A 25250-nucleotide genomic window follows, 5' to 3' on the forward strand; every position below is an offset into this window, starting at 1 on the left:
CCGCGGGACGTCCCGGTTCAGGCGACGAGCACCGCATAGCCGGCGGCGCGCAGCGCGGCGAGCGCCTCGGCATCCGCTCCCGCATCCGTGATCACGGTCGGGAAGAGCTCGACACCGCCGACCGTCGAGAAGGCCTCGACGCCGAGTTTGCTGCCGTCGGTGACCACGACCGCGCGCCGGGCGCGTTCTGCCATCATGCGGTTGACGGCGGCCTCGCGTTCGTCCTGCGTGGTGGCACCCGCGGCGGCATCCATCCCGTTCACGCCGATGAAGGCGATGTCGAGGCGCACCCCGCGCAGCAGCTGTTCGACGAACGGACCGACGAGCTCGTAGCTGCGCGAGTGGATGACGCCCCCGGTGACGACGACCTTGATGTCGGGCCGCGTGGCGAGCTGTGCAGCGATGTTCACGGCATTCGTGACGACGGTGATGCCGCCGTTGCCGGACAGGTCGTCTCGGGCGGCGAGTGCAGCCGCGATCGCCGTGGTCGTGGTGCCGCCGGACAGCCCGACCACCATGCCGGGGGCGACGAGGCCCGCCGCGGTCTGCGCGATGCTGTCCTTCTCCTGCGTGCGCAGGTGGCTCTTGTAGCGGATCGGCAGCTCGTAGGCGACGGCCTGTGCCACCGCACCACCGTGCGTACGGGTGAGCAGCCGCTGCTCGGCGAGCGTGTCGAGGTCGCGGCGGGTCGTGGCCGACGAGGCTCCGAACTGCTCCACGAGATCCTCGACGGTGACCTCGCCGCTCGCGGCCAGCAGGTCGAGGATCGCGTTCAGCCGCGCTGCCCGCTTCATCGCCGAGCGCCCTGCACGGTGTCGTCGATTCCCGTCGAGGTCGCAGAGTTCCCCGGATTCTCTGCGACCTGAGCGCGAATCTGCGACGGCGACGCGAACAGGCGGAGCATGCGGGCAGCCTCGACGGCGAGCGCGTCGCGCGCAGGTGCGAGGTACTTGCGCGAGTCGACCAGCCGCTCATCCGCGTCGAGCTTCTCCCGCACCGCACGGGTGAAGAAGCCGTTGAGGTGCGTGGAGACGTTGATCTTGGTCATCCCGGCGCGCACGGCATCCGCGATCACCGCATCCGCCACTCCCGAGGATCCGTGCAGCACGAGCGGAACCGGCAGCGCCGCATGGAGCCTGGCGATCAGGTCGAGGTCGAGCGACGCCGTGCGGTCGGTCATCGCGTGGGAGGAACCCACCGCCACCGCGAGCGCATCGACTCCGGTCGCCGCGACGAAGGCCCGCGCCTCATCGGGGTCGGTGCGCACACCCGGCGCGTGAGCGCCGTCCTTGCCCCCCACCTCACCCAGCTCGCCCTCGACGTAGACCCCGGCCGCGTGCGCCCGAGCGGCGACGGATGCCGTGAGCGCCACGTTGTCGTCATAGGGCAGCGCGCCGCCGTCGAACATGACCGACCCGAAGCCCAGTGCGATGGCCTCGTCGACCAGCTCGGGTCGTTCGGCGTGATCGAGGTGCACGGCGACCGGCGTCTGCGCGCGTCGCGCGACCGCGAGTGTGGCCAGTGCGATCGGCTCGAGCCCGCCGTGATAGTCGGCGCAGTTCTGCGAGATCTGCAGGATCACGGGCAGCTCGGCGAGAGCGGCGGCACGCACGAGTCCTTCGGCGGTCTCGAGGTGGATCACGTTGAACGCGCCGATCCCCGTGCCGGCAGCGGATGCGGCGGAGACGAGGTCGCGGGCGGAGACGAGGGTCACGAAGGGTCCTTCCGGAACGATTCAGGGTCGGGACGCGAGACGCGCAACTGCTGTTCGAGTGCCCGCCAGCGCGGGGAGATGTCGCCGGCGAGCGGGGCCAGCACCGCGGCGGCGGACCAGGCCGTGGCCCGTCGGAGGATCTGCTCGGGATCGCGCTCGCCCTCCGCGTACAGCACGGCGCACGCGGCCACACCGGCATCTCCGGCACCGGTGGGGTTGCCCGCAAGCGGCTCATCGAGGCGCGCGTGCACCAGGTCGGAGGCGGTGACGGCGAGCATGCCGTCGGCGCCCAGCGAGAGCAGCACGAGCTCGGCGCCGCGCGCGATCAGCGAACGGGCAGCCTCGACCGGATCGGTGATGCCGGTGGCTTCGATGAGTTCGGCCGCATTGGGCTTCAGCACGTCGGCTCCGGCATCCGCCGCGCGCAGGAGAGCGGGGCCCGAGGTGTCGGCGATGACCGGGATCCCCGCGTCCTTCCCCACCGCGATGAACATCGGAATCAGCGAGTCCGGGGCGCCCGGCGGCACACTGCCGGAGACGACGAGAACGCTCGCGGTCGGCAGCCGTTCGACGACCTCGGCGAGGAGGTCGGCCCACTCGCTGTCGGCCGGGTTGGCTCCGCGCTCGTTGATGATCGTGGTGTCGCCGGCGGACTCGTCGACCACGGCGATGCTGCGACGGGTCTCGGCGGCCACCGGCACGAGGGCATGCGGCACTGCGCTGGCGCCGAGTTCGGCGGCGAACTCCTCGCCGACGCGACCGCCTGCCGTGGTGACCGCGAGCACCTCCGCGCCTTCGGCGTATGCCACGCGGGCGACGTTGAGCCCCTTGCCGCCGGCGCGCGCGACTCCGGCATCCGCCCGGTGCGTGCCGCTCTCGACGAGCCGATCGATGTGCCAGGTGAGGTCGAGTGCGGGGTTGGGGGTGACGGTGAGGATCACGTGAGCTCCCTTGCACGCAGGGCGGCGCCGAGCAGACCGGCGTTGCCGGAGAGTTCGGCGGGGACGAGCGCGGGGATGCGGTGGAAGCTGAGCCGGTCCGCGAGGCGCCTTCGCAGTTCGTCGAAGAGCGCACCGCCGGCACGGGACAGACCGCCGCCGATGACCACGGCCTGCGGCGCGACGACCGCGGTGAGCTGCGCGAGCGACATCGTGAGGGCGTCGAGCGCCGAGTTCCAGATCTCTGCGGCGACCTCGTCACCGGCGGCCGCGCGGGCGATCACGTCTTTGGCCCCGTCGGGTGCGACGCCGGTCGCCTCCCGGTAGCGCCGCGCGATGGCCCCCGCCGAGGCCACGGCCTCCAGGCAGCCGCGTGCGCCGCAGGGGCAGATCGGCCCGTCGGCGATGGGCGAGTGCCCGATCTCGCCCGCGTAGCCGCCCGCGGTGTACGGCACACCGCCCACGAGCAGGGCGCCCGCGATGCCCGTGCCGATCACCAGCACGACGGCATCGGCGTAGTCGCGGGCGCCACCGAGGCGGCGCTCCGCCCAGCTCGCCGCGCGGACATCGTGATCGAACGCCACGGGCAGGCCCAGCCGGTCGGAGGCGAGGTCGCGCAGCGGTGAGTCGTGCCAACCGAGATTGCTCGCGAAGACGCCGACCCCGGCGTCGGCATCCACGATCCCCGGCACCACGAGTCCGGCCGCCTGCGGCACGACGTCGGGATGCGCCGCGCGGAGCTCGGCCGCCAGTACTTCGAGACGCTCGAGCAGCACCTGCGTGCGGTCGCCGTCGGCGATCGGCGTGGGCGTGCGACGGAGCCCGAGCGCGGTCCCATCGGCGTCGAACAGCGCCGACTTGATGTCGGTTCCGCCCACGTCGAACGCCAGCACCGGCGCGCCGACGCCGAGCGCGCGCACGTCGGAGAGCTTCTCTCCCGCCGCGTCACGCTCGACGTCGGGAACGGCCGCCGCCGCGTCAGGGTCGATCATCATCGGCTCCGGCCGTGAGTGGGGTCATGCATCCAGGATGACGGATCGCGTGAGGTTGCGCGGCTGATCCGGGTCCAGTCCGCGCTTCACCGCGCGGTCGAGGGCCGTGCGATGCAGCCGGACGAGGTCGGCGAGCGGGTCGATCGCCCGCTGCTCGAAACGGGCACCGGTCGCCGCCACCTCGCCGGCGAGTCCCTCCGGCGCTTCGCCGAACTGCCACGTGACCCTTCCGGGAGCCGCGATGGCGATCGGGCCGTGGCGGTAGTCCATCGACGGATAGGCCTCGGTCCACGACTGCGAAGACTCCCGCAGTTTGAGGGCGGCTTCGTGGGCGAGACCGATCGTCCAACCGCGTCCGAGGAACGTGTACTGCTCGGCGTCGCGCAGCTCGTCATCGCCGGGCTCCGCCAGCACGGCCTCGGCATCGGCGATGGCCGCGGTCAGGTCTTCGCCGAGCGAGGCACGGAACAGGGCGAGGGCTGTCGTCGCGAAACGGGTCTGCACCACGGACTGCTCGTCGGCGAACGGCAGCAGTACCGCCTCGTCGACGAGCGACGCGAGCGGCGAGGTCGGGTCGCCGATGACCCCGATGGTGTGGATGCGCCCCTTGACGCGCTCGACGAGCTCGAGCACCTCGCTGGTCGTGCCGGACCGGGTCAACGCGACGACGGCGTCGTATCCGCGGTCGATGAAGGCCTCGGAGGCCGCGAACGCGTCGGTCTCGCCGTGGCCTGCGGTCTCGCGGAGCGCGGCATACGACTGCGCCATGAACCACGATGTGCCACAGCCGACGACCGCGACCCGCGCACCCGTGGCGGGGAGCATGCCCTGCTCGGCCGTGAGGTCGGCAGCTCGTGCCCACATCTGCGGCTGGGAATGGAGTTCTTCGCGCATGTGCGCGCCGGGAAGCGACTCAGTCATCGGGGTGCCTTTCTGGCGAGATGTTGCGTACTTGTGATCGTTTGAAGCCGAAATCAATCATAGTATGGCGTCAAAGAAGAGCAACCCCCGCATACCCTTGATTTGTTTGTTCCCCTGACAAATAATCGGACAAGTTCCACCGCCTCGTCGTCGATTCCGATCGTCGCCGAGAACCCCCGAGCCCCGGCTTGAACGATCGCGGATGCCACCCGGCGAAGCGATCACCACGCACTGTCGCGTGAGATGTGCTTGCGACTGTGCACCACACCCCCTTCCCGAAGCGGCCTGCCGCCGAGGGACGGACACTCACAGTGAGGAATGCAATACACATGAAGAAGTCACTGCGGTTCGGCGCCGCCGCCATTGCGGCCGTCGCCACGCTCTCGCTCGCTTCGTGCGGGTTCGGCGGATCGTCCGGAGACGGCGGAGGCGAAGAGGGCTCAGCGACCCTCGACCTCCTCGTCCCCAGCTACTCCGACGCCACCAAGGCGAACTGGGAGACCGTGATCGACGGGTTCGAGAAGGCCAACCCCGACATCAAGGTCAAGCTCGAGGTGCAGTCGTGGGACAACCTCGAGAAGGTCGTCTCCACCAAGATCCAGGCGGGCGAGGCTCCCGACATCTACAACGGCGGACCCTTCGCGGGCTTCGTCGGCGACGAACTGCTCTACCCGACGGAAGACGTCGTCTCCAAGGAGACCTTCTCCGATTTCCAGGAGTCGTTCCTGAAGAACGCCGAGATCGACGGCACCGCGTACGCGCTGCCGATGATCGCGTCGGCCCGCGCCCTGTTCGTCAACAACGCGCTGCTCGACCAGGCCGGCGTCGAGGCGCCGACCGACTGGGACTCGCTCCTGGATGCCGCGACCAAGGTCTCGGCTCTCGGCGGCGGCGTCGCCGGCTACGGCATGCCGCTCGGATCCGAAGAGGCTCAGGCCGAGGCGGCCGTGTGGCTGTGGGGCGGCGGCGGATCGTTCGGCGATGAGTCCGAGATCACGATCGACACCCCGGAGAACCTCGTCGGTGCCGAGCAGATCAAGAAGATGATCGACGCCGGTGCGACCCAGGCCGACCCCGGTTCGACGCAGCGCTCGCCCCTGATGGACATCTTCATCCAGGGCAAGATCGGCATGCAGGTCGGCCTCCCGCCGACGGTCGGCCAGATCGCCGACGGCAACCCCGACCTGGACTACTCCATCGTCCCGATCCCGACCAAGGACGGCTCGCCGTTCACGCTCGGCGTCATGGACCAGCTGATGGCCTTCGAGAACGACGGCGACAAGCAGGAGGCGATCACCAAGTTCTTCGACTACTACTACTCGGCCGACGTATACGTGCCGTGGGTGCAGGCCGAAGGCTTCCTGCCCGTCACCAAGTCCGGTGCCGAGCAGCTCGCAGGCGAAGAGGCCCTCAAGCCGTTCCTCGACGTGCTGCCCGACGCCCAGTTCTACCCGTCGACGAACCCGAAGTGGTCCGCCGCCGACGGTGCGTTCAAGTCGCTGTTCGGCCAGCTGCAGTCGAAGCCGGCACAGGATGTGCTGACCGAGATCCAGGCGCAGGTCGACGCGGGCTGAGCCCGCTGACGGAGAGGTTCGGGTACCCGAATGAGCCAGAAGACAGAGTCCTCGAACCTCGCGGGGGCGGCCACCACCGGCCGCCCCCGCCCCCGGAAGACCCCGGATGCCGTGCGCGGCAGGCCGGGCGGAAAGGACCTGCTCCAGGCTCTGCCCTGGATCGCACCCGCACTCCTCCTCATCATCGGCGTGGTGTTCTTCCCCGCCGGGGTGATGTTCTTCAACTCGACACGGGACATCTCGCTGTCGGGCCTCGACAAGGGATCGGTGGGCTTCGACAACTTCGTCACGGTCTTCACGTTCACCGAGTTCTGGCCGATCTTCTTCCGCACGATCGTGTGGGTCGTGTCGGTCGTGCTGTTCACCGTCGTCATCTCGCTCGGCCTCGCGCAGATCCTCAACAAGGCGTTCCCGGGACGCCAGCTCGTGCGCATGGCCGTCATCGTGCCGTGGGCGGCATCCGTCGTCATGACGACGATGGTGTTCTACTACAGCCTCGAGCCGTACTTCGGCATCTTCAACAAGTTCCTCTACGACATCGGGCTCTCGGATGACGCGGTCGGATACGGCTGGACCAAGAACCCCGCGACGGCCTTCACCTGGTCGATCGTGATCGCGATCTTCGTGTCGCTCCCGTTCACCACGTATACGATCCTCGCCGGACTCCAAGCTGTGCCGGCCGACGCGATCGAGGCAGCCAAGATGGACGGCGCGAGCCCGGCCCGCACCTACTGGTCGATCGTCCTGCCGCAGCTGCGCAGCGCCCTGGCCGTCGCGGTGCTCATCAACATCATCAACGTCTTCAACTCGCTGCCGATCCTGAAGGTGATGACCGGATCGATACCGGGCTACGACGCCGACACGATCATGACCCTCATCTTCAAGTACATCGAGCTGCAGAAGAAGGTCGATGTCGCGAGCGCCCTCTCGGTGGTCGCATTCCTCATCGTCATCGTGATCGTCGCGGCCTACGTGAAGATCGTCAAGCCCATGAAGGAGGTCTGATCATGACCGTGACCGAGACCGCCCTCGTGACCACCGCCGGCGACGGCGCCGCCCCGCGCATCCCGGGGCGCAAGCGCCGCTACACCGAGGACCAGGTGACGCTGCCCCGCGTGATCCTGCGCATGGCCGCCGGATTCCTGGTGCTCGCGATCTTCGTGCTGCCGTACCTGATCATGTTCTTCGGCTCCGTGAAGACGAAGCCGCAGATCCGGTCGGTGGATCCCACGTACCTGCCGACGGAGTGGCACTGGGAGAACTACATCACGATGTGGTCGACCCCCGAGACGCCACTGCCCTACAACCTGATCTCGACGATCGTGATCGCCGTGTTCGCGACGCTGCTCGTCCTGCTGGTGTCACTGCCCGCGGCGTACTACACGGCCCGGTTCAAGTTCCCCGGCCGCATGGTATTCCTGTTCCTCGTGATCATCACGCAGATGCTGCAGCCGGCGGTGCTCACCTCGGGCCTGTTCCGCCAGTTCACCGTGCTCGGGCTCGGCGACACCTGGACGGCGATGATCTTCATCAACGCGGCGTTCAACCTGTCGTTCGCCGTGTGGATCATGCACTCCTTCTTCGCCGGCATCCCCAAGGAGGTCGACGAGGCCGCGCAGATCGACGGCGCCGGGCGATTCACCGTGTTGTTCAAGATCAACCTGCCGCTCGTGTGGCCGGGGATCGTCACCGCGATCGTGTTCACGTTCGTCGCCTGCTGGAACGAGTTCGCGGCCTCCCTCGTGATCCTGTCGACCGACAAGAACCAGCCGCTGTCGGTCGCACTCACCAAGTTCGTCGGGCAGTACGAGACCAGCTGGCAGTACGTGTTCGGCGTCTCGATCGTCGCGATCCTGCCGGTGGTCATCCTGTTCATGCTCATCGAGAAGCGCCTGGTCGGCGGTCTGACCGCGGGCAGCGTCAAGTAGGCCGCGGTCGACGAAGGGCACGCGCGTTCAGTGATAGAAATCTCTGAGACGCGACGAAGGAGTCCCATGCCCCATCCACGCCCTGCGCTCGGCGCATCCGTGTTCGCCATCCTCGTGCTGGTGCTGAGTGGCTGCACCGCAGCCCAGCCCGAGGCCGACCCCACGCCGACGGCGACGGGCGAGACGATGGTCTCCGTGAGCGTGGACGGCCCCGAGATCTCCGGGACTGGGCCGACCGAGCCGTTCCCCGGCGTCGACTTCCCGCTTCGTGAGGGCATGCGCTCGGTGACGATCGACTTCACGTGCGACGGCGGCGGCCCGTTCCGCGTCGAGTTGGGTGACCCGATGACGCTCGGACAGGCGACACTCAACGGCACCTGCGACGGCACGACCGAGCTGGTGTGGCCGATCACCGAAGAGACGGGACCGACCCTCAACGTGTGGGTCACCAACGACGTCGCCTGGACCGCGACTCCGCACTTCTCCACCGCGGAGTTCGTCCGGGACGAGGCGATCACCTCCGAGTGCGATGCCTTCTCCGACATCTACAGCGCGTTCTCGAACGCCGACATCGGCCTCACCGAGTACCAGGCGTTCGACGAGGCGGAGTGGACGCGGCGGGTCGACGCGGCGACCGTCGACCTCGAGACGCTCACGGGCGCCTCGGAGACGACCATGTCCGACCCGTTCAGCGCCCTGCTCTCCTGGGTGCGCGGCGACGGCCGCACTCCCGGCTCACTGCTGAAGGACACGAGCCTGATCGATCCGATCAGCGACACCTGCAACACCAATCACAGCCCGCTGATCCTGATCGGCGAGTTCGGCGGCTGAGTCTTGTCTGCCACCTGTTTTGAAGGAGATCTCGTGGAATGAAGGACCGGATGCTCGAATCGGTCCTTCAGAACGGGAGAACCCCTTCAGGCTGTGTGCTGACGGTCAGGGCGGGGAGTGGATGCTGCAGAGGTGGATGCTGCGCGCAGCTGCAGCGGATTCCAGCGCACACCGAGGGCCGAGGTCAGGGCGGCCTGCGCGGCACCGGCGGCGAGCGATACCCGGGGGTCGGCGTAGCGGACCGGCACCTGCGTCGTCCCGCGGGCGGGATACTCGGTCTCGCGGCGCACCCGATCGAGGAAGCGCGGTCCGAGCTCGGTCGCCGGCCCGCCGATCACGACCTCGGTCGGGTCGAGAAGCGCGCCGATGAGTTTGACCGCCCTGGCGAGCGCACGGGCGCCCTCGTCGAGGTGCTCCTCGTCGGCCTTCACCGCGAGCGCCCGGATCTCGGGGGCATCCATGGCATCGGAGAAGTCGTCCCCGAGCATCGCGCCCAGAGCAGCCGCGGACTCCAGGCAGCCGCGTTGACCGCAGCGGCAGAGGCGGGCCGCCTCGCCGAACACCACCTGCACGTGGCCGATCTCTCCCGCGCGGTCCCGCGGGCCGGGCGCGAGCTCGCCGTCCAGCGTCACCGCCGCACCCACGCCGCCGCCGAGGTGGATGAAGAGCCGGTACCCGGAGGGTGACTCCTCCATCCCCGCTTCGGCGATCGCCTCGGCGTCGACGTCGTTGATGAGCAGCACGGGTGCGTCGAGGATGCGCTCGAACCGCTCGGCGAGGGGCACTCCCTCCCACTTCAACTGCACGCTCTCCAGCACCGAGCGGCCGTCGGTCGTGCCCGGCAACTGCACTCCCGCGGCGAGGAGTCTCGCTCCGAACTCCCCGGCGACAGCGGTCAGCGCCTCGTCGAGCGACCGATCGCGCTCCTCCACGCTGTACGTCACCCGCCGTGTCTCGAGCTCGGTGCCGTCGAGCGCGACGAGGGCGATGTGCGCGTGGAGCGGCTGGATCACCAGGACAAGGATCAGGTGGTGGCTCGCATCGACGCTGAGGGTGGTCGCGCGTTTGCCGCCGGTGCTCGCGGCCTGCTCCCCCTCGACGATCAGCCGATCCTCGATGAGCTCGGCGACCAGGGACGACGCGGTGGCCGCGGTCAGCCCGGTCGACCTCGCGATGCCTGCCCGCGTCTGGGTGCCCGGATTCCGGAAGACGAGCTGCAGCGCCCGGCGCAGGTTCGCACGCCGCACCGACGCCTGGGTGTCGAGGCTGTCATCCGCGTTGAGCATGTGTTCCCGTTTCCGAGCTCGTCGGTCGCGAGCTGTTGACAGATCGTGGCGCGATCCGTAGTCTCTCCCTAAGTTTATTCATTGAACTTAGTTGGTCAATGAACTTCAAAACTCCGGACGGGCGAGTGCTGCACACACCGTCGCCCGTCCGGCACCTCCTTCAGCGGCTCTCGGCCGCTTCGGTGTGGTGGCGGATCACCTCGGCCACCACGAAGTTGAACCACTTCTGCGCGAACTCCGGATCGAGATGGGCCTCCTCGGCCAGAGCTCGCAGGCGTGCGACCTGCTGCTCCTCCCGATTCGGGTCGGACGCCGGCATCTCGTGATCGGCCTTCAGATGCCCGACCTGCTGGGTCGCGCGGAAGCGCTCGGCCAGCATGAAGATCAGTGCGGCGTCGATGTTGTCGATGGTGGCGCGAAGTCGGAGCAGTTCGGCCTTCGGGTCCTCGGCGGCGGTCATGCCCCTACTCTAGAGCCGCGGAACACCCGGATTTCGACCTGCCGCACCGCTATCGTGAGCACATGAGCAACGAAGAGTCGCCTGCCTCCGCGCCCCTCGACGGTGCCGTGCCGAGTGCCGCTGTCGACGATGACGCGGTCAAGGACGACACCACGGCTTCCGCGCCCGGCCGCCGCCGCCCCGCACCGGCATCCGAAGTCCCCTCCGCCGAGGCCGCCCCTACCCGTGCGGTCGTGATCGAGCCGATGACCCCGAGCCGCTCCTTCTGGACGCGGATCGATCGCCCCTTCGTCTTCGGCTTCCTGGTGACCCTCGGCGGCCTCGGCGCCATCGTGATCGGCCTCGCTCTCACCAGCCTGTCGACCGTGCTCATCTACGTCGCCCTGGCGCTGTTCGGCGCGCTCGGCCTCGACCCCGCCGTGCGATTCCTGGAGCGTCGGGGTGTCTCGCGGGTGCTGTCGGTCGTCGTCGTGATCCTCAGCCTCATCGTCGTGGTGGCCCTCGTGCTGTGGATGATCCTCCCGGTCGTGATCGATCAGATCTCGAGCTTCGTCCGCTCCGTGCCCGACATGATCCGGGAGTTCACCCGCAGCGACCTCTACGCGACTCTCGAAGCCCAGTTCGGCGATCAGTTCCAGGACCTCGTCGCCGAGGTGCAGGCCTTCCTCTCCGACTTCGGCAACCTGGCGACGATCGGCGGCGGGGCACTCGCGGTCGGCGCCTCGATCGCCACCGGCATCTCCGGCGCCATCATCGTCCTGGTGCTGACGCTGTACTTCCTCGCGTCGCTCCCCGCGATGAAGCAGGGGCTGCTGCGTCTCGCCCCGGCCCGCGATCGTGCTCGCGCCGGAGACATCACCGACCAGATCACCGACTCGGTGGGCGGATACGTGATGGGCATGGTGGTGCTCGCGTTCTGCAACGCGACGCTGGCGTTCCTGCTCTACTTCTTCCTCGGGCTGCCGTTCCCCCCGTTGATGGCGGCGATCGCATTCTGCGTCACCCTCATCCCGCTGGTGGGCTCGGTGCTGTTCTGGATCCTCGGCACCTGCCTGGCCCTCTTCAGTAACCCGATCGCCGCACTCGTCTTCGCCGCGATCTATCTCGTCTACATGCAGATCGAGGCCTACGTGATCACCCCGCGCGTGATGAACCGGGCCGTCTCCGTCCCGGGCTCGCTCGTCGTGATCGGCGCCCTCGCGGGCGGCACCCTGCTGGGACTGCTCGGCGCGCTCGTGGCCGTGCCGGTCACGGCATCCATCCTCATCATCATCAAACAGGTCCTGGTGCCGAAGCAGGACGCCCGGGTCTGACCCACACTCCCGAGACGACGAAGCGCCCGGCCCCCTGAGGGGCCGGGCGCTTCTGTCGAGGTGACGACTCAGAGGTCGTTGTCCGCCAGCCACTGCTTGGCGATGTCGGATGCCGACTTCTGGTCGACCGTGCTCTGCACGTTCAGGGCGACGAGCTCTTCGGCAGTCAGCTTGGCACTGATCGCGTTGAGCACGTCGGAGACCTCGTCGGCGACGTCGCTCGAGACGATCGGCACCACGTTCGACGAGATGATCAGGTTCTCCGGGTCTTCCAGGGCGACGATGTCTTCGGTCTGGAATGCCGGGTCGGCGGTGTAGATGTCGGCGACCTGGATCTTGCCGGCGAGCAGCGACTCGAGAGTGGTCGGGCCGGTCGCCGAGAACTTCAGGTCGACTCCGTAGGTCTCCTTCGCCGCTGCGGGGCCGTACGGACGCTCCTCGAACTCGGGAGCCGCGCCGATCGTCACCTCCGACGTGACCTTGGCGAGGTCACCGATGGAGGTGACACCGTTCTCCTCCGCGAAGCTCTTCAGCACCGTGTAGGTGTCCTGATCGGAGGCCTCGGCGAAGTCGAGGGCGGTCAGGCCTTCGGGCAGGGCCTCCTTCAGCGCCTCGTAGACCTCGTCCGGCGCGGTGACGTCGACCTCGTCGTCCGAGATGTACTCCAGCAGGCTGCCGGTGTACTCCGGGAAGACGTCGATCGCCCCGGACTCGACATCGGGCATGTACGCATCGCGCTGGCCGATGCTGAACTGCTCGTCGACGTCGAAGCCTGCGGCCTCGAGCGCCTGCGAGTAGATCTCGGCGATGATCTCGTTGGAGTAGTACGCCTGCGAGCCGATGACGATGGTCTTGTCACCCGAGCCCGCGTCGTCGGTGGGCGCGTCGAGCGGGTTGCTGCTGGTGCAGCCGGCGAGGACGAGCGCCGCGACGAGCGATACGCCACCGGCGAGGGCGAGTCGTGACTTGCGTGCTGTGAACATGGGACTTCCTCTTCTCTGGGACAAACGGATGGATGCTGTGGGTCGGTGTCAGGCGGCGGCCGGGGCCGCGGCCTTCAGGGCTGCGCGCGATCGACGCTTCCCCGGCGTGGCGCGCACGCCGGCCGGGACCGCGGCGCGCTGGACGATGGCGAGGAGCAGGTCGATGACCAGGGCGAGCACGGCCACGAGGATCGCTCCGGCGAGCACCTGGTCGAACTTGCGCAGCGGGATGCCCTGGATGATCGGTTGGCCGAGGCCGCCGAGGTTGATGTAGGCGGCGATCGTGACCGTGGCGATCACCTGGAGGAGCGCCGCTCGAATGCCGCCGACCAGCAGGGGCAGGCCGAGCGGAACCTCGACCTTCCAGAACACCTGCCATTCGGTCATGCCCATCGCCCTCGCGGAGTCGAGCACCCGACGGTCGATGGCCTCGAGGCCCGTATACGCGCCCGCGAGGAGGGAGGGGATGGCGAGGAGCACGAAGGTGATGATGGCGGCTTCGGGAACGCGGAGCACACCGAGCAGCAGCACCAACAGCACCATGAGACCGAACGAGGGAATCGCGCGGGCGGCGCCCGAGACGGCGACGGCGACCTCGCGGCCCCGGCCCGTGTGTCCGATGAGCCAGCCGAGCGGCAGCGCGATGACGGCGGCGATCAGCACCGAGATCAGCGTGAAGTACATGTGCTGACCGAACAGGATCGGCAGCGCATACGGGCCCTCCCACCGGTCGGGGGAGAAGAGCCAGGCGAACGCATCCGCGAAGACGTTCATGCGGCGGTCCTCAGGGTGAGCGGCTGCCGGGAGGACGGTGTCTTCGCCGCGCGCGTCCACGGCATCAGCGCGCGGCCGAGCAACAGGAGCAGCAGGTCGATGACGAGCGCGATCACCACGACCGCCACGACGCCGGAGAACACCTCGGGGAGGATACGGCGCTGCAGACCGTCGGTGAACAGGTAGCCGAGGTTCTGCACCCCGACCAGGATGCCGACCGTGGCGAGGGAGATGGTGCTGACCGCCGCCACTCGCAGACCGGCGAGCACGACGGGACCCGCCAGCGGGAAGTCGACCGTCCAGAACCGACGGAATCCGCCGTAGCCCATCGCGGTGGCCGACTGCCGAATCGCGGGGTCGACCGAGTCCAGGCCGTCCGAGACGGCGCGCACCAGGATCGCGATGGCGTAGATCGTGAGTCCGATCACCAGGTTCACCGGACTCCTGGCGGAGTACCCCGCGACGGACGGAAGGAGGATCAGCAGCGCGAGCGACGGGATCGTGTACAGCAGCCCGGTCAGGACGATCACCGGTCCCTTCACCAGCTGGTAGCGCCAGGCGAGCCAGCCCAACGGCAGCGACAGGACGAATCCGAGCACGATCGCGATCACGCTCTGCTGCAGGTGGATCACGGCGAGCTCGAGGATGAGGCCGAGATTGTCGACGACCCAGTTCACGGGGCGCCCTTCGTCACGCTCTCCTCGCTCAGCAGCGCGTCGGTCACGGCATCCGGAACGTCGATGATCGAGCCCTGCGTGCGGCCGTCGGCGTCGACCACCACGGTGCCGCGGGGCGTCTGCTTGAGGTGCAGCGCCCGCTTGCCGCGGTCGGCGCCGATGAAGGCCGCCACGAAGTCGTCTACCGGGTTCTCGATGATCTCGCTCGGGCTGCCCACCTGCACGATGCGCGCGCCCTTGTCGAGGATGACGACCTGGTCGCCGAGCAGGAAGGCCTCGTCGATGTCGTGCGTGACGAACACGACCGTCTTGTCGAGTTCGCGCTGCAGCCGCAGGGTCTCCTGCTGCAGGTCGGCCCGCACGATGGGGTCGACCGCACCGAAGGGCTCGTCCATGAGCAGGATGTTCGGGTCGGCGGCGAGCCCGCGGGCCACGCCGACGCGCTGCTGCTGACCGCCCGAGAGCTGGCTCGGGTAGCGCTCGGCCAGCGCCTGGTCGAGCCCGACCGTGTCGAGCAGCTCGCGCGCCCGCTGGTGGGCAGCGGCCCTCTTCACCCCGGTGAGCCGCAGGACGGTGGCCACGTTGTCGATGACCGTGAAGTGCGGCATGAGCCCGGAGTTCTGCATGACGTAGCCGATGCGTCGGCGCAGGGCCACCGGGTCGCCGCCGAGCACGCTCTCGCCGTCGATCTCGACATCGCCGGAGGTGGGCTCGACCATGCGGTTGATCATGCGCAGCAGCGTGGTCTTGCCGCAGCCGGACGAGCCGACGAACACGGTGGTCTTGCGCGAGGGCAGCACCAGGCTGAAGTCGTCGACGGCGAGGGTGCCGTCGGGGAACCGCTTCGTGACGTTGCGGAACTCGATCATGGGCTGGTCTCCAGTAGGTCGATCGATGCGAGGGCGGGCGGGGCTACGGGCCGACCTCGACGCGGGGGTCGAAGGCCACGTATCCCGAGAAGTCCTTGCCCACGCGGTCGAACGCCGAGGGGTAGGGGTTCGGATACGACCAGGCGTAGTCGGTGTGGAGCTCACCCTCGGTCTGCACCGAGAAGTACTGCGCGGCGCCCTTCCACGGACAGGTGTACGCCGTGGGGCTCTCGACGAGCGCGCCGGAAGCGACGGATGCGGGTGGGAAGTACCAGTTCCCCTCGATGCGGACGAGTTCGCTCTCGTCGGCCTCGGCGATGACGGTTCCTGCGAGTACAGCCTTCATGGTCCTGCCTCCTCGGATGTGGGTTCGAGCGTATAAGACGGTGGCGACATCGGCCCGGCGGTTGCGCACGGGCCGTCAATGTGAGAAACAATCCGGATGCTGTTCGGTGTGCTTCCTCGAACGGATTGCCGCCGTGCGGATCAGGCGGAATCGCGGCCGTACTCCTCCAGCAGGCGCAGCCAGATCTCGCTCACGGTCGGGTATGACGGCACCGCGTGCCAGAGGCGGGCGATCGGCACCTCGCCCACGATGGCCACGGTCGCGGCGTGCACGAGCTCCGCCACCTCGGGACCGACGAACGTCGCGCCCAGCACGACGTCGCGCTCGGTGTCGATCACGAGGCGCGCCTGGCCCTCGAAGCCGTCTTCGTAGAGGCTCGCGCCGGCGACCCAGCCCAGGTCGTAGTCGACGACTTTCACCTCTTTCCCCGCCTCGCGCGCAGCGGCCTCGGTGAGTCCGACCGAGGCGACCTCGGGGATCGAGAACGTGACCTGCGGGACGGCGGCCTGATCCGCGGTGGCGACATGGCGGCCCCACGGTGCATCGTCGACGTCGTCACCCTTCGCGCGCGCGACGATCACGTCGCCGGCGGCGCGCGCCTGATACTTGCCCTGATGCGTGAGCAGCACGCGACCGTTCACGTCGCCGACCGCGTACAGCCAGTCGGAGCCGGGGACCCGCAGGGTGTCGTCCGTCGCGATCCAGCCACCGGGCTCGAGGCCGACGACGTCGAGCCCGATGTCTCCGCTTCGCGCTGAGCGACCGGTCGCGGCGAGCACCTCGGTGGCGGTGATCTCCTCGCCCCCGTCGAGGGTGATGGTGACGCCCGTGTCACCACGGCGGACCGACGTGGTGCCGGTTCCGGTGCGCACGTCGACGCCGAGTTCCTTCAGCCCCGCGGCCACCCGCTCGCCCGCGAATGGCTCCATCCCGCCGAGCAGTCCGCTGCGGGCGATCACGGTCACGGTCGAGCCGAGCGCGGCGTACGCGGTCGCCATCTCGACGGCCACCACGCCTCCGCCGATCACGGCCAGGCTCTCCGGCAGCTCCTCGGCGCTGGTCGCCTCGCGGCTCGTCCACGGGGAGGCCTCGCGGAGCCCGTCGATGGGCGGGATGACGGCATCCGATCCGGTGCTGATCGCGACCGCGTGCCGGGCCCGCAGCACGCGCTCGGTGCCATCGGCATCCGTCACCGTCACCTCGCGCTCGCCCGTGAGCCTGCCGTGGCCGCGGGCCAGGTCGATGCCGGCCGAATCGAGCCACTTCACCTGCCCATCATCCGACCAGTTGCTGGTGAACGAGTCGCGGCGGTCGAAGACGGCCCGCACGTCGAGCTTGCCGGTCACGGCCTGAGAGGCGCCGGCCACGTGCTGCGCCGCGCGGAGGGCCTGCGCCGAACGCAGCAGCGCCTTCGACGGCATGCACGCCCAGTACGAGCACTCACCTCCGACGAGCTCGCTCTCCACGATGATCGCGGTGAGCCCACCCTGCACGGCGCGGTCGGCGACGTTCTCGCCGACAGGACCTCCGCCCAGGACGATCAGGTCGTATTCGTCGGTCTTCTCCGCAGCAGTCATGCGTCGCACCTCTCGTCGTCCGGTTCCGTCGTCCGGTTCCGTCGCCCAGTCTCGCTGAAGAGCAACGCCGAGTCACGGGTGACTTGTTCCCGACGGCGTGGCGTGCGAGTCCGAGGACCGGGCTGCCGGACCCGACGGGCGCCGCCGGGTTCACTTGTCGGACCGATTCACGGATGTCGGACGGATACCCGGCGTGTCGTCCGACATCCGTGCATCGGTCCGACGGATGGACCGGCGCGGGAGCGGATGCCGGGCGGGAGCGGATGCCGGGCGGGAGCGGATGCCGGGCGGGAGCGGATGCCGGACGAGTGCGGATGCTGCTGCGGCGTGCGAGTCAGGCGGGGACGGGCTCCCGGCCCGGACGGGTGTCGGCGAAGGCACGCGGGTAGGCGCGACGCAGGGCGACGACGACGAGGGTGGCCGCGGTCACCTTGATCAGGTCTCCGGGGAGGAAGGCCAGGCTCGACAGCGCGGTGAGGTCGAGGGGAACGCCGGTCACGAGCGCCTGCACCGGGATGCCGAACGCGTAGACGACGAGAACGCCCCCGACGAGGGCGGACAGTGCGCTCCGCCACCAGGTGAAGCGCCCGGTCCGCAGGAGGAGACCGATCACGACGACGCCGACGATCCAGCCGATCATGTAACCCACGGTCGGTCCGACGAAGACACCGAGGCCACCGCGGCCTCCGGCCAGTACCGGGAGCCCCACCGCGGCGAGCGCCAGCACGACCGCGATCGACCAGGGAGCGACGCGCGGGCCGAGCACGAGACCGGCGAGCATGACACCGAGCGTCTGCCCCGTGATCGGCACCCCGCCCGGCAGCGGCACGACGACCGTGCCGAGCACGATGATGAGGGCGGCGAACACGGCCACCCGGCCGAGGGTCGCACTGGTGTCACGAGGGGATTCGGTCATCGTTCATCCTTCCTGAACGGTGTTCACCTGAACACCGTTCATCAGAGTACGGACGCGCCCCGCTCCGCGCAAATCACCCGGCGGCGGGAACCAGCACGACCTTCCCCTGCTGGCGACGATGCCCGATGGCGTCATGTGCGGCCGCTGCATCCTCGAGGCGATACTCGTCGACGGGCGGAGAGGTGCGCCCCGCGGCCAGGGCGGCGAGCGCTCGCGCCTCGAGCGCGCGCAGATCGGAGAGCGCACGCCCGAGAGGAACGGTGACGGTGAGAGACCCCCGGACGATGTCGTCCGAATCGAGGCGGAGGACCTCTCCGCTCGACCATCCGATGATCACGACGCGTGCACCGCGTCCGAGACTCTCGAGGCCCGCTCGGCCCACTGCTCCGCCGACCCCGTCGAGCAGCACCGACGGCCGCTCTCCGTCGAGGATCTCGATCATCCGCTCCGGCCACGAGCCGTCGTTCGCATCGAGCGGCACGAGCCTGCCCCGCGCGCGCTTCCCCCCGAGACCGAGGCGCTCGACCACGTCGCGCTTGGCCGGGCCTCCGTGGAGCGCGACGACCGTGGCGCCTTCGGACAACGCGAGTTGGACGAGTTGACTGCCGAGACCGCCCGATGCTCCGGGGATGACGACGATGTCGGTGGAGCGAATCGGCGCGGCGTCCCAGACGAGCTGGGCCGTCCGGCCCGTGCCGATGGTCGCGACCGCCTCCGAGAACGTCACACCCTCGGGGATCGGATGGAGCGCCGAAGCCGCTGCGAGGGCGAACTCGGCGTACCCGCCGCTGCGGAAGCCGACGTGGGCGACGACGCGCTCTCCCCCGAGACCCGCATCGACACCCGCCCCGACGGCATCGATGACGCCCGCGATCTCGCGCCCGGGCGTCATGGGCAGCGTCGGCCGCGGCATCGACGGCGGCACCGCATCACGCCGGATGTCGAGGTCGACGGCGTGCACACCTGCCGCGGCGACGCGCACGCGCACCTCTCCCTCTGCGGGCACAGGCAGCGGCACCTCCTCGATCCTCAGCACCTCGGATGCTCCGAACTCACGCTGCACGATCGCTCGCATGGTCTCCCTCTCCTGCTCTTCGGTGATCCCCGCATCCACGCTCATGCGGCCGCCCCCTCTTCATCGACGGATCCGACACGGATCCGCGGCGCGAGGACCGCCGCCGCGAAGGCGACGACCGCCGCCAGCACGAACACCCCGAGGAACGGATCCGCGGCAGCGAGCGCGGTGAACAACGTTCCGGTGATGGCCAGAGCCATGGCACTGCCGAACGAGTCGGCGACGGTCATCGCGCCGCTGTTGAAGCCCTGATTCTCCGGCGTCGACATCGCGAGCGTGAGGGCGCTGGTGCGCGGACTCATCAACCCCATCCCCATCCCCGCGATGACCCAGGCGACCGCGACCATCAGGGCGTCCCAGCGGAAGCCCGCGGTCGCAACCGTCAGCAGGATGCCGGCCAGTACGAGGATCGTCCCCAGCCGCACGGCCGTGACGCTCGAGAGCCGCACACCCATCCGCCCCTGGACGGTCGCGGCGAGAGACCAGGCGAGCGCGCCGCCGGTGAGAGAGAGTCCCGCGAGCGTCGGCGAGAGCTCATAGCGATCGGTCAGCAGATAGGGCACGTAGACCTGTGCGCCGAAGAACCCGGCGGCCGCCACCCCGCGGACGAGGATGACCGAGGGCAGCCCTCGCCGGGCGCGAAGGGTGCCGCGCGGGACCAGTGGGCGCACCGCGATGAGGGCAACCACCACGGCCATGAGCGCCAGCACCGGCCCGACCCCGGGGATGTCGCCGACCAGGTTCAGCGCGAGCACGGCGACGGCGGCCAGCACCGACCAGCCGAGCCTCCCGAACGCCCAGGGCGTCGACGCATCGCCGTCGTTCGCGAGCCCGCGCAGGGCGGGGATGACCATGAGCAGCGCCACGAGCACGAGGATGACGACACCGAGGAAGACCCAGTGCCAGCTCCAGAGCTCGGTCACCGCTCCCGCAACCGTCGGACCGATGAGCGAGGGGATGACCCAGGCGGCCGCGAACCCGGCGAAGATCGCCGGGTGCAGCGCCTGCGGGTAGACACGGGCGACCACGACGTAGAGCGCGACCATGAGCCCTCCGCTGCCGAGCCCCTGCGCGAACCTGCCCGCCACGAGGACCTCCATGCTCGGCGCGAGCCCCGCGACGAGCAGCCCGAACACGAACATCGCGACGGCCGTGTAGAGCGGCGCCACCGGGCCACGACGATCGGCCCAGTTCCCCGCGATCACCATGCCGATGACCCCGGTGGCGAGGGGTCCGGCGAATGCGAGCGCATACAGCCGCTCGCCGCCGAGATCGGCGCTCACCGTCGGCATGACCGTGGTCACGGCGAGCGACTCGAACGCCCCGAGGAACACGAGCGCGCACGCACCGATGGTGATCCAGACGTACTCGCTGTTCAGGATGCGCGGTGCGGGTGCGGCCGGCGCGGGCGTCTGCCCGGTCTCTGTGGTCATGGAGACGACGCTAGAACCTCAAGTGAGGTCGAGGTCAAGCGCGGGCTTCGCGAGTGCGACTGCGGGGCTTCAGCGCACGGGCAGGAAGTGCGTCGGCGTCGGGACCTGTGCCTCATGACGGATGCCGAGGGGCGCGCCCGTGCGCTCGTCGAGGTCGAGCAGCGTGATCGTGTCGGAGCGCTGTCCGGCGACAAGCATCTTGCCCTCGTGGATCAGGTGGTGCCGCGGCCAGTCCACTCCCGCATCGGCGAGGGCCACGGACTCCAGAGCCTCGCCCCCGCCGCGCACCCGCAACGCCGCGATGGTGTTGCTTCCGCGCAGGGCCGTGTAGAGGAAGTGCCCGTCACGAGTGCGGGCGAGCTCGGCCGGGAAGTCCGTGCCCACCTCGGCGATCGGGCTCGCCATGGTCACCGACACGACACTCCAGGTGCCGTTCGCCGCGCGAGCGAGCGTGAACACCTCGCACGAGTACTCCGTCACGACGTGCAGGTGTCCACTGGGGTGCACGACCATGTGCCGCGGTCCGGTTCCGAGGGGCAGCACGACCTCGTGATCGAGGGTAAGACCGGTGCCGCTCTGCCGCCAGAACCGCACGAGGTCGAATCCGAGGTCGGTCGTGGCGATGCGGCCTTCGGGAAGGAACACGGCGGCGTGGGCGCGCGAGACGCGGTCGCCGCCGACCGCATACGGGTCGACCGCCGCGACGCCGTCGCCGGGAGGGGTCGCGGCCGGAGCATCCGGGTCGACGTCGTCACCGAACAGGGCCGCGCGGAGAGCTGCGGCGGCATCCGGCTTCGCGGGCAGGATGCGCCCCTCCGGATCGAGGTCGAACCGCACCACGCGGCCGTCACCGTAGCAGCTGGCGACCAGCGCCGAGCCGTTCGGGGCGACCGCCACGTGGCAGACGGTGTCGCCGACCACCGCGGGCGGACCCAGCGGAGTGAGCGCCGATTCGCCGGTGCGCGAGAAGGCCTGCACGGCGGAGTCGCCCTCGAGCGACGCGTAGACGACGTCGAGGGACGGATGCTGCGCCAGCCACGACGGCGAGGGCGTCTCCACGACGGCACCGCGGTAGGCGAGCGTGCTGGCCTCACGGCCCTCATCCCCCGCGAGCAGGCCGATGCCCTCGGCCTGCCCATCCATGCCGGGGCCGTAGCCGCCGAGCCAGAATCGCGTCATGGAGCGCCGGGTCAGTCGAGCAGGCCGTGGCGGACGACGACCTGGTCGCGCTCGGGGCCGACCCCGATCACCGAGATGCGGGTGTTGCTCATCTTCTCGAGCGCGAGCACGTAGTCCTGCGCGTTCTTCGGCAGGTCGTCGAAGGTGCGCGCGACCGAGATGTCTTCGCTCCAGCCGGGGAAGTACTCCAGGATCGGCTTCGCGTGGTGGAAGTCGGTCTGGTTGACCGGCACCTCGTCGAACCGCTCACCGTCGACGTCGTAGGCCACGCACACCGGGATCTGCTCGAGACCGGTGAGGATGTCGAGCTTGGTGAGCACCAGGTCGGTGATGCCGTTGATGCGGGTCGCGTAGCGGGTGATGGGCGCGTCGTACCAGCCCACGCGGCGCGGACGGCCGGTCGTGGTGCCGAACTCGAAGCCCTGCTTGCGCAGCCACTCGCCCTGCTCGTCGAACAGCTCGGTCGGGAACGGGCCCGAGCCGACGCGGGTCGTGTACGCCTTGACGATGCCGACGATGCGGTCGAGCGCACCGGGGCCGACTCCTGCGCCGGTCGCAGCCCCGCCGGCCGTGGCCGAAGAGGAGGTGACGAACGGGTAGGTGCCGTGGTCGATGTCGAGCATGGTGGCCTGGCCGCCCTCGAACACGACGACCTCGCCGCGGTCGAGCGCCTGGGCGATCAGGTAACCGGTGTCGGCGACCATCGGCCGCAGCCGCTCGGCGTAGGAGAGCAGGTCTTCGACGACCTCGTCGGCGGTGATCGCGCGACGGTTGAAGATCTTCACCAGCAGGTGGTTCTTCTGGTCGAGTGCGCCCTCGACCTTCTGGCGCAGGATGTTCTCGTCGAACAGGTCCTGCACGCGGATGCCGACGCGGTTGATCTTGTCGGCGTAGGCCGGACCGATGCCGCGACCGGTCGTGCCGATCATGCGCTTGCCGAGGAAGCGCTCGGTGACCTTGTCGAGCGTGCGGTGGTACTGCGTGATGATGTGCGCGTTGGCGCTGACCTTGAGCCGCGACACGTCGATGCCACGCGCGGAGAGCGCCTCGAGCTCGAAGAACAGCACCTCGAGGTCGACGACCACGCCGTTGCCGATCACGGGCGTCACACCCGGAGAGAGGATGCCGGAGGGCAGCAGGTGCAGGGCGTACTTCTCGTCGCCGACGACGACGGTGTGCCCGGCGTTGTTGCCGCCGTTGAACTTCACCACCCAGTCGGTGCGCTCACCGAGAAGATCGGTGGCCTTGCCCTTTCCTTCGTCGCCCCACTGCACGCCGACGATAACGATTCCTGGCATGGGTATCCCCCTGGCTTTCGCCGGGTTCGCACCGGCTGATGAGCTGGCCCTCTTCGGGCGGTCCCATCCTATCGAAGGGTTCCCCGACGCCCTTCCGGCCGGGCGCCCGTCCGGAAGCAGGCACGAACGGTTCGGCCGCACCGGTGCATTAGGCGACGGAGTGCGCGAAGCTGAGGCATGCGAATCGTCCGCCTTCTGTGGCGCTACCCGGTGATCACGATCACCGTCGTCGTCTTCGCCGTGGTGCTGATCCTGCACTCCCTCGGTGCACAGGGGATCGGACGCTGGATCGCCACGGCCTACGTGGCCGCGGTCATCGTCTGGACCCTGATCGGGATGGTGCGCGACGTGCTGCGGGGTCAGGTCGGCCTCGACATCCTGGCCGTCGTGGCGATGGCTGCCACGCTCGCCGTCGGAGAGTACATCGCGTCGCTCATCATCGTGCTGATGCTCTCGGGCGGAGAAGCGCTCGAGGACTTCGCAGGTCGTCGTGCCAGACGGGATCTGTCCGCCCTGCTGGACCGCTCCCCGCGTGCGGCTCACGTGCTGCACCCGTCGCAGTCGGCGGATTCGGAGGAGGCCAGGGACATCCCCGTCGACGACGTGGTGGTGGGCGACCTCATCCTGGTACGCCCGTCGGAGATCGTGCCGGTCGATGGCGTGCTGCTCTCGGATGAGGGAACCTTCGACGAGTCCTCGCTCACGGGCGAGAGCATGCCGGTCACCCGTGAGGCGGGCGCGGAGGTGCTGTCGGGCTCGATCAACGGAACACGCGCGGTGCGGATGCGCGCTGCGCGTGTAGGAGCCGACAGCCAGTACCAGCAGATCGTCGCGCTCGTCCACGCCGCCGAGGACTCACACGCACCGGTCGTGCGCCTGGCCGATCGGTTCGCGATCCCGTTCACCGCCGTCTCGCTCGTGCTGGCCGGCGCCGCGTGGGCGCTGTCCGGCGACTCCACCCGCTTCGCCGAGGTGCTCGTGCTGGCGACGCCATGCCCGCTGCTGATCGCCGCACCCGTCGCCTTCCTCGGCGGTCTCTCTCGCGCAGCGAAAGCGGGAGTGATCATGAAGGGGGGCGCCGTGATCGAGCAGATCGCCCGTATCCGCTCGGCTGCCTTCGACAAGACCGGCACCCTCACGCGGGGCCGCCCCGAGCTCATCGACATCCGTCCGGCCCCCGGCTTCGAGCAGGACGAGATCCTGCAACTCGCCGCGTCCGCCGAACAGTACTCCTCGCACGTTCTCGCCGATGGCATCCGCCGTGCCGCCCTACAGCGCGGTCTCGCCCTCCACAGCGCCGAGGAGGCGCGCGAGGAGGCGACGAACGGGGTGGTCGCCCGGATCGCCGGGAAGGAGGTCGTCGTGGGGAAGCCCGCGTACGTCGCCTCCCTCGCCCCCGACACGGTCCGGGCCGTGCTCGACACCAGCGAAGCCGCCGCGTACGTCGCGGTCGACCGACGCTTCGCCGGCGCGCTGGTCCTCGCCGATCACCCCCGTCCGGAAGCGGCCGCCGTCGTCACCTGGTTGCGCACGCACGGCGTCTCCCGCCTGGCCGTGCTGACGGGCGACGTGCGCCCCACGGCGGAGTCCGTCGCTCGACAGGTGGGCATCGACGAGGTTCATGCCGAGCTGCTGCCGCCCGAGAAGGTCCGCCTCGCTGCCGAGATCGAGCCGCGTCCGGTGATGATGGTCGGCGACGGGGTCAACGACGCCCCGGTGCTCGCCGCCTCCGACGTCGGCATCGCGATGGGAGCCAAGGGCGCCACCGCCGCCGGAGACGCCGCCGATGTCGTCATCCTCGTCGACTCGTTGGCCAAGGTGGTCGATGCCGTGTCCATCGGTCGGCACACGCTGCGTGTCGCCCTCACCGCGATCTGGATCGGGATCGCCCTGAGCGTGGGGCTCATGCTCGTCGCGATGACCGGCATCATTCCGGCGGTCGTCGGTGCGCTGGTCCAGGAGCTGGTCGACCTCGCGACGATCCTCTATGCGCTGCGCGCGCTCAGCGGGCCGTCGGCCGCACTTCCCTCGCTGTTGGATGCCGATGAGACGGTGGCAACCCGCAGTTCCTGAGTCGGCAGTCCGGCGCGTCGGCGAGTCGTCTGAAATCCGATGGCAGTTGGCACTTCGGGTGGTCGACCGATGTCGGAGGCCACTGCGAGGATC

24 protein-coding genes are annotated in these 25250 nt (G+C 69.3%); 6 read left to right on the forward strand and 18 right to left on the reverse strand.

Going from position 1 to position 25250, the window contains the following annotated elements; genetic code table 11:
- Window positions 1-17: 17 nt before the first annotated feature.
- From HCX50_RS03535 to HCX50_RS03555, 5 genes are read right to left on the reverse strand one after another with little or no spacing between them, the layout of a single operon-like run.
- Window positions 18-794, reverse strand: a complete 777-nt coding sequence (locus tag HCX50_RS03535; RefSeq protein ID WP_091033372.1) for a DeoR/GlpR family DNA-binding transcription regulator — start codon at window positions 792-794, stop codon at window positions 18-20.
- Entirely contained in the window at window positions 791-1714 is a 924-nt protein-coding gene (locus tag HCX50_RS03540; protein ID WP_337748977.1) for a class II fructose-bisphosphate aldolase, read from the reverse strand. Before HCX50_RS03540 ends, HCX50_RS03535 begins: the two co-directional genes overlap by 4 nt.
- Window positions 1711-2655 carry a hexose kinase gene (locus HCX50_RS03545; RefSeq protein WP_167633041.1) on the reverse strand — a complete coding sequence of 315 codons (945 nt, stop codon included), beginning with the start codon at window positions 2653-2655 and terminating at the stop codon, window positions 1711-1713. The genes HCX50_RS03540 and HCX50_RS03545 overlap by 4 nt, the downstream gene beginning before the upstream one ends.
- Entirely contained in the window at window positions 2652-3644 is a 993-nt protein-coding gene (locus HCX50_RS03550; RefSeq protein WP_237682322.1) for an ROK family protein, read from the reverse strand. Before HCX50_RS03550 ends, HCX50_RS03545 begins: the two co-directional genes overlap by 4 nt.
- Window positions 3645-3668: 24 nt before the next feature.
- Window positions 3669-4565: an SIS domain-containing protein gene (locus HCX50_RS03555; protein WP_167633042.1), complete on the reverse strand. Its 897-nt coding sequence runs from the start codon at window positions 4563-4565 to the stop codon at window positions 3669-3671.
- 329 nt (window positions 4566-4894) lie between these two features.
- On the opposite strand from HCX50_RS03555, the gene HCX50_RS03560 reads away from it, so the two are divergent.
- From HCX50_RS03560 to HCX50_RS03575, 4 genes are all read left to right on the forward strand, one after another.
- On the forward strand, window positions 4895-6139 hold the full coding sequence (locus tag HCX50_RS03560) for an extracellular solute-binding protein (protein ID WP_167633043.1): 1245 nt from the start codon (window positions 4895-4897) through the stop codon (window positions 6137-6139).
- A 30-nt stretch (window positions 6140-6169) separates the two neighbouring features.
- On the forward strand, window positions 6170-7144 hold the full coding sequence (locus HCX50_RS03565) for a carbohydrate ABC transporter permease (protein WP_205828764.1): 975 nt from the start codon (window positions 6170-6172) through the stop codon (window positions 7142-7144).
- A gap of 2 nt (window positions 7145-7146) precedes the next feature.
- Window positions 7147-8067 (forward strand): carbohydrate ABC transporter permease, encoded by a 921-nt coding sequence (locus HCX50_RS03570; protein ID WP_205828765.1) that lies wholly within the window; start codon window positions 7147-7149, stop codon window positions 8065-8067.
- A gap of 66 nt (window positions 8068-8133) precedes the next feature.
- Window positions 8134-8898: a hypothetical protein gene (locus tag HCX50_RS03575; protein ID WP_167633044.1), complete on the forward strand. Its 765-nt coding sequence runs from the start codon at window positions 8134-8136 to the stop codon at window positions 8896-8898.
- A gap of 86 nt (window positions 8899-8984) precedes the next feature.
- On the opposite strand, the gene HCX50_RS03580 is transcribed toward HCX50_RS03575, so the two are convergent.
- Together HCX50_RS03580 and HCX50_RS03585 are read right to left on the reverse strand one after the other, a co-directional pair.
- Window positions 8985-10184, reverse strand: coding sequence for an ROK family protein (locus HCX50_RS03580; RefSeq protein WP_167633045.1), 1200 nt, complete (start codon window positions 10182-10184; stop codon window positions 8985-8987).
- A gap of 160 nt (window positions 10185-10344) precedes the next feature.
- Window positions 10345-10644, reverse strand: a complete 300-nt coding sequence (locus HCX50_RS03585) for a chorismate mutase (protein ID WP_091033387.1) — start codon at window positions 10642-10644, stop codon at window positions 10345-10347.
- Window positions 10645-10706: 62 nt separating this feature from the next.
- Between HCX50_RS03585 and HCX50_RS03590 the strand changes: the two genes are divergently transcribed.
- The gene (locus HCX50_RS03590) at window positions 10707-11957 is read left to right on the forward strand and encodes an AI-2E family transporter (RefSeq protein ID WP_167633046.1); all 1251 of its coding nucleotides are present in this window, start codon (window positions 10707-10709) and stop codon (window positions 11955-11957) included.
- 68 nt (window positions 11958-12025) lie between these two features.
- On the opposite strand, the gene HCX50_RS03595 is transcribed toward HCX50_RS03590, so the two are convergent.
- The 11 genes from HCX50_RS03595 to HCX50_RS03645 all read right to left on the reverse strand — a co-directional run bounded on the left by HCX50_RS03595 (window position 12026) and on the right by HCX50_RS03645 (window position 23084).
- Window positions 12026-12940 carry an ABC transporter substrate-binding protein gene (locus HCX50_RS03595; RefSeq protein ID WP_091033393.1) on the reverse strand — a complete coding sequence of 305 codons (915 nt, stop codon included), beginning with the start codon at window positions 12938-12940 and terminating at the stop codon, window positions 12026-12028.
- 48 nt (window positions 12941-12988) lie between these two features.
- A complete protein-coding gene (locus HCX50_RS03600; protein WP_091033441.1) occupies window positions 12989-13714 on the reverse strand; it encodes an ABC transporter permease in 726 nt (241 codons plus the stop codon).
- Complete coding sequence (locus tag HCX50_RS03605) at window positions 13711-14391, reverse strand: ABC transporter permease (protein ID WP_091033396.1); 681 nt, start codon at window positions 14389-14391, stop codon at window positions 13711-13713. Before HCX50_RS03605 ends, HCX50_RS03600 begins: the two co-directional genes overlap by 4 nt.
- The gene (locus HCX50_RS03610; protein ID WP_167633047.1) at window positions 14388-15260 is read right to left on the reverse strand and encodes an ABC transporter ATP-binding protein; all 873 of its coding nucleotides are present in this window, start codon (window positions 15258-15260) and stop codon (window positions 14388-14390) included. Before HCX50_RS03610 ends, HCX50_RS03605 begins: the two co-directional genes overlap by 4 nt.
- 43 nt (window positions 15261-15303) lie before the next feature.
- A complete protein-coding gene (locus HCX50_RS03615; protein ID WP_091033401.1) occupies window positions 15304-15606 on the reverse strand; it encodes a DUF427 domain-containing protein in 303 nt (100 codons plus the stop codon).
- Between the two features lie 140 nt (window positions 15607-15746).
- Window positions 15747-17183 (reverse strand): dihydrolipoyl dehydrogenase family protein, encoded by a 1437-nt coding sequence (locus tag HCX50_RS03620; RefSeq protein ID WP_167633048.1) that lies wholly within the window; start codon window positions 17181-17183, stop codon window positions 15747-15749.
- Window positions 17184-17517: 334 nt separating this feature from the next.
- Complete coding sequence (locus HCX50_RS03625) at window positions 17518-18099, reverse strand: biotin transporter BioY (RefSeq protein ID WP_091033407.1); 582 nt, start codon at window positions 18097-18099, stop codon at window positions 17518-17520.
- Window positions 18100-18172: 73 nt separating this feature from the next.
- A complete protein-coding gene (locus tag HCX50_RS03630) occupies window positions 18173-19219 on the reverse strand; it encodes an alcohol dehydrogenase catalytic domain-containing protein (RefSeq protein ID WP_205828766.1) in 1047 nt (348 codons plus the stop codon).
- Window positions 19216-20607, reverse strand: coding sequence for an MFS transporter (locus HCX50_RS03635; protein WP_167633049.1), 1392 nt, complete (start codon window positions 20605-20607; stop codon window positions 19216-19218). Before HCX50_RS03635 ends, HCX50_RS03630 begins: the two co-directional genes overlap by 4 nt.
- Window positions 20608-20676: 69 nt before the next feature.
- Complete coding sequence (locus HCX50_RS03640) at window positions 20677-21786, reverse strand: lactonase family protein (protein WP_167633050.1); 1110 nt, start codon at window positions 21784-21786, stop codon at window positions 20677-20679.
- Between the two features lie 11 nt (window positions 21787-21797).
- Window positions 21798-23084, reverse strand: a complete 1287-nt coding sequence (locus tag HCX50_RS03645; RefSeq protein ID WP_167633051.1) for an adenylosuccinate synthase — start codon at window positions 23082-23084, stop codon at window positions 21798-21800.
- 177 nt (window positions 23085-23261) lie between these two features.
- Between HCX50_RS03645 and HCX50_RS03650 the strand changes: the two genes are divergently transcribed.
- Complete coding sequence (locus tag HCX50_RS03650) at window positions 23262-25157, forward strand: heavy metal translocating P-type ATPase (protein ID WP_167633052.1); 1896 nt, start codon at window positions 23262-23264, stop codon at window positions 25155-25157.
- Window positions 25158-25250: the final 93 nt, after the last annotated feature.

It is taken from the genome of Microbacterium sp. B19(2022) (genome assembly GCF_012030385.1).
Classification (GTDB): Bacteria; Actinomycetota; Actinomycetes; order Actinomycetales; family Microbacteriaceae; genus Microbacterium; species Microbacterium oxydans_B.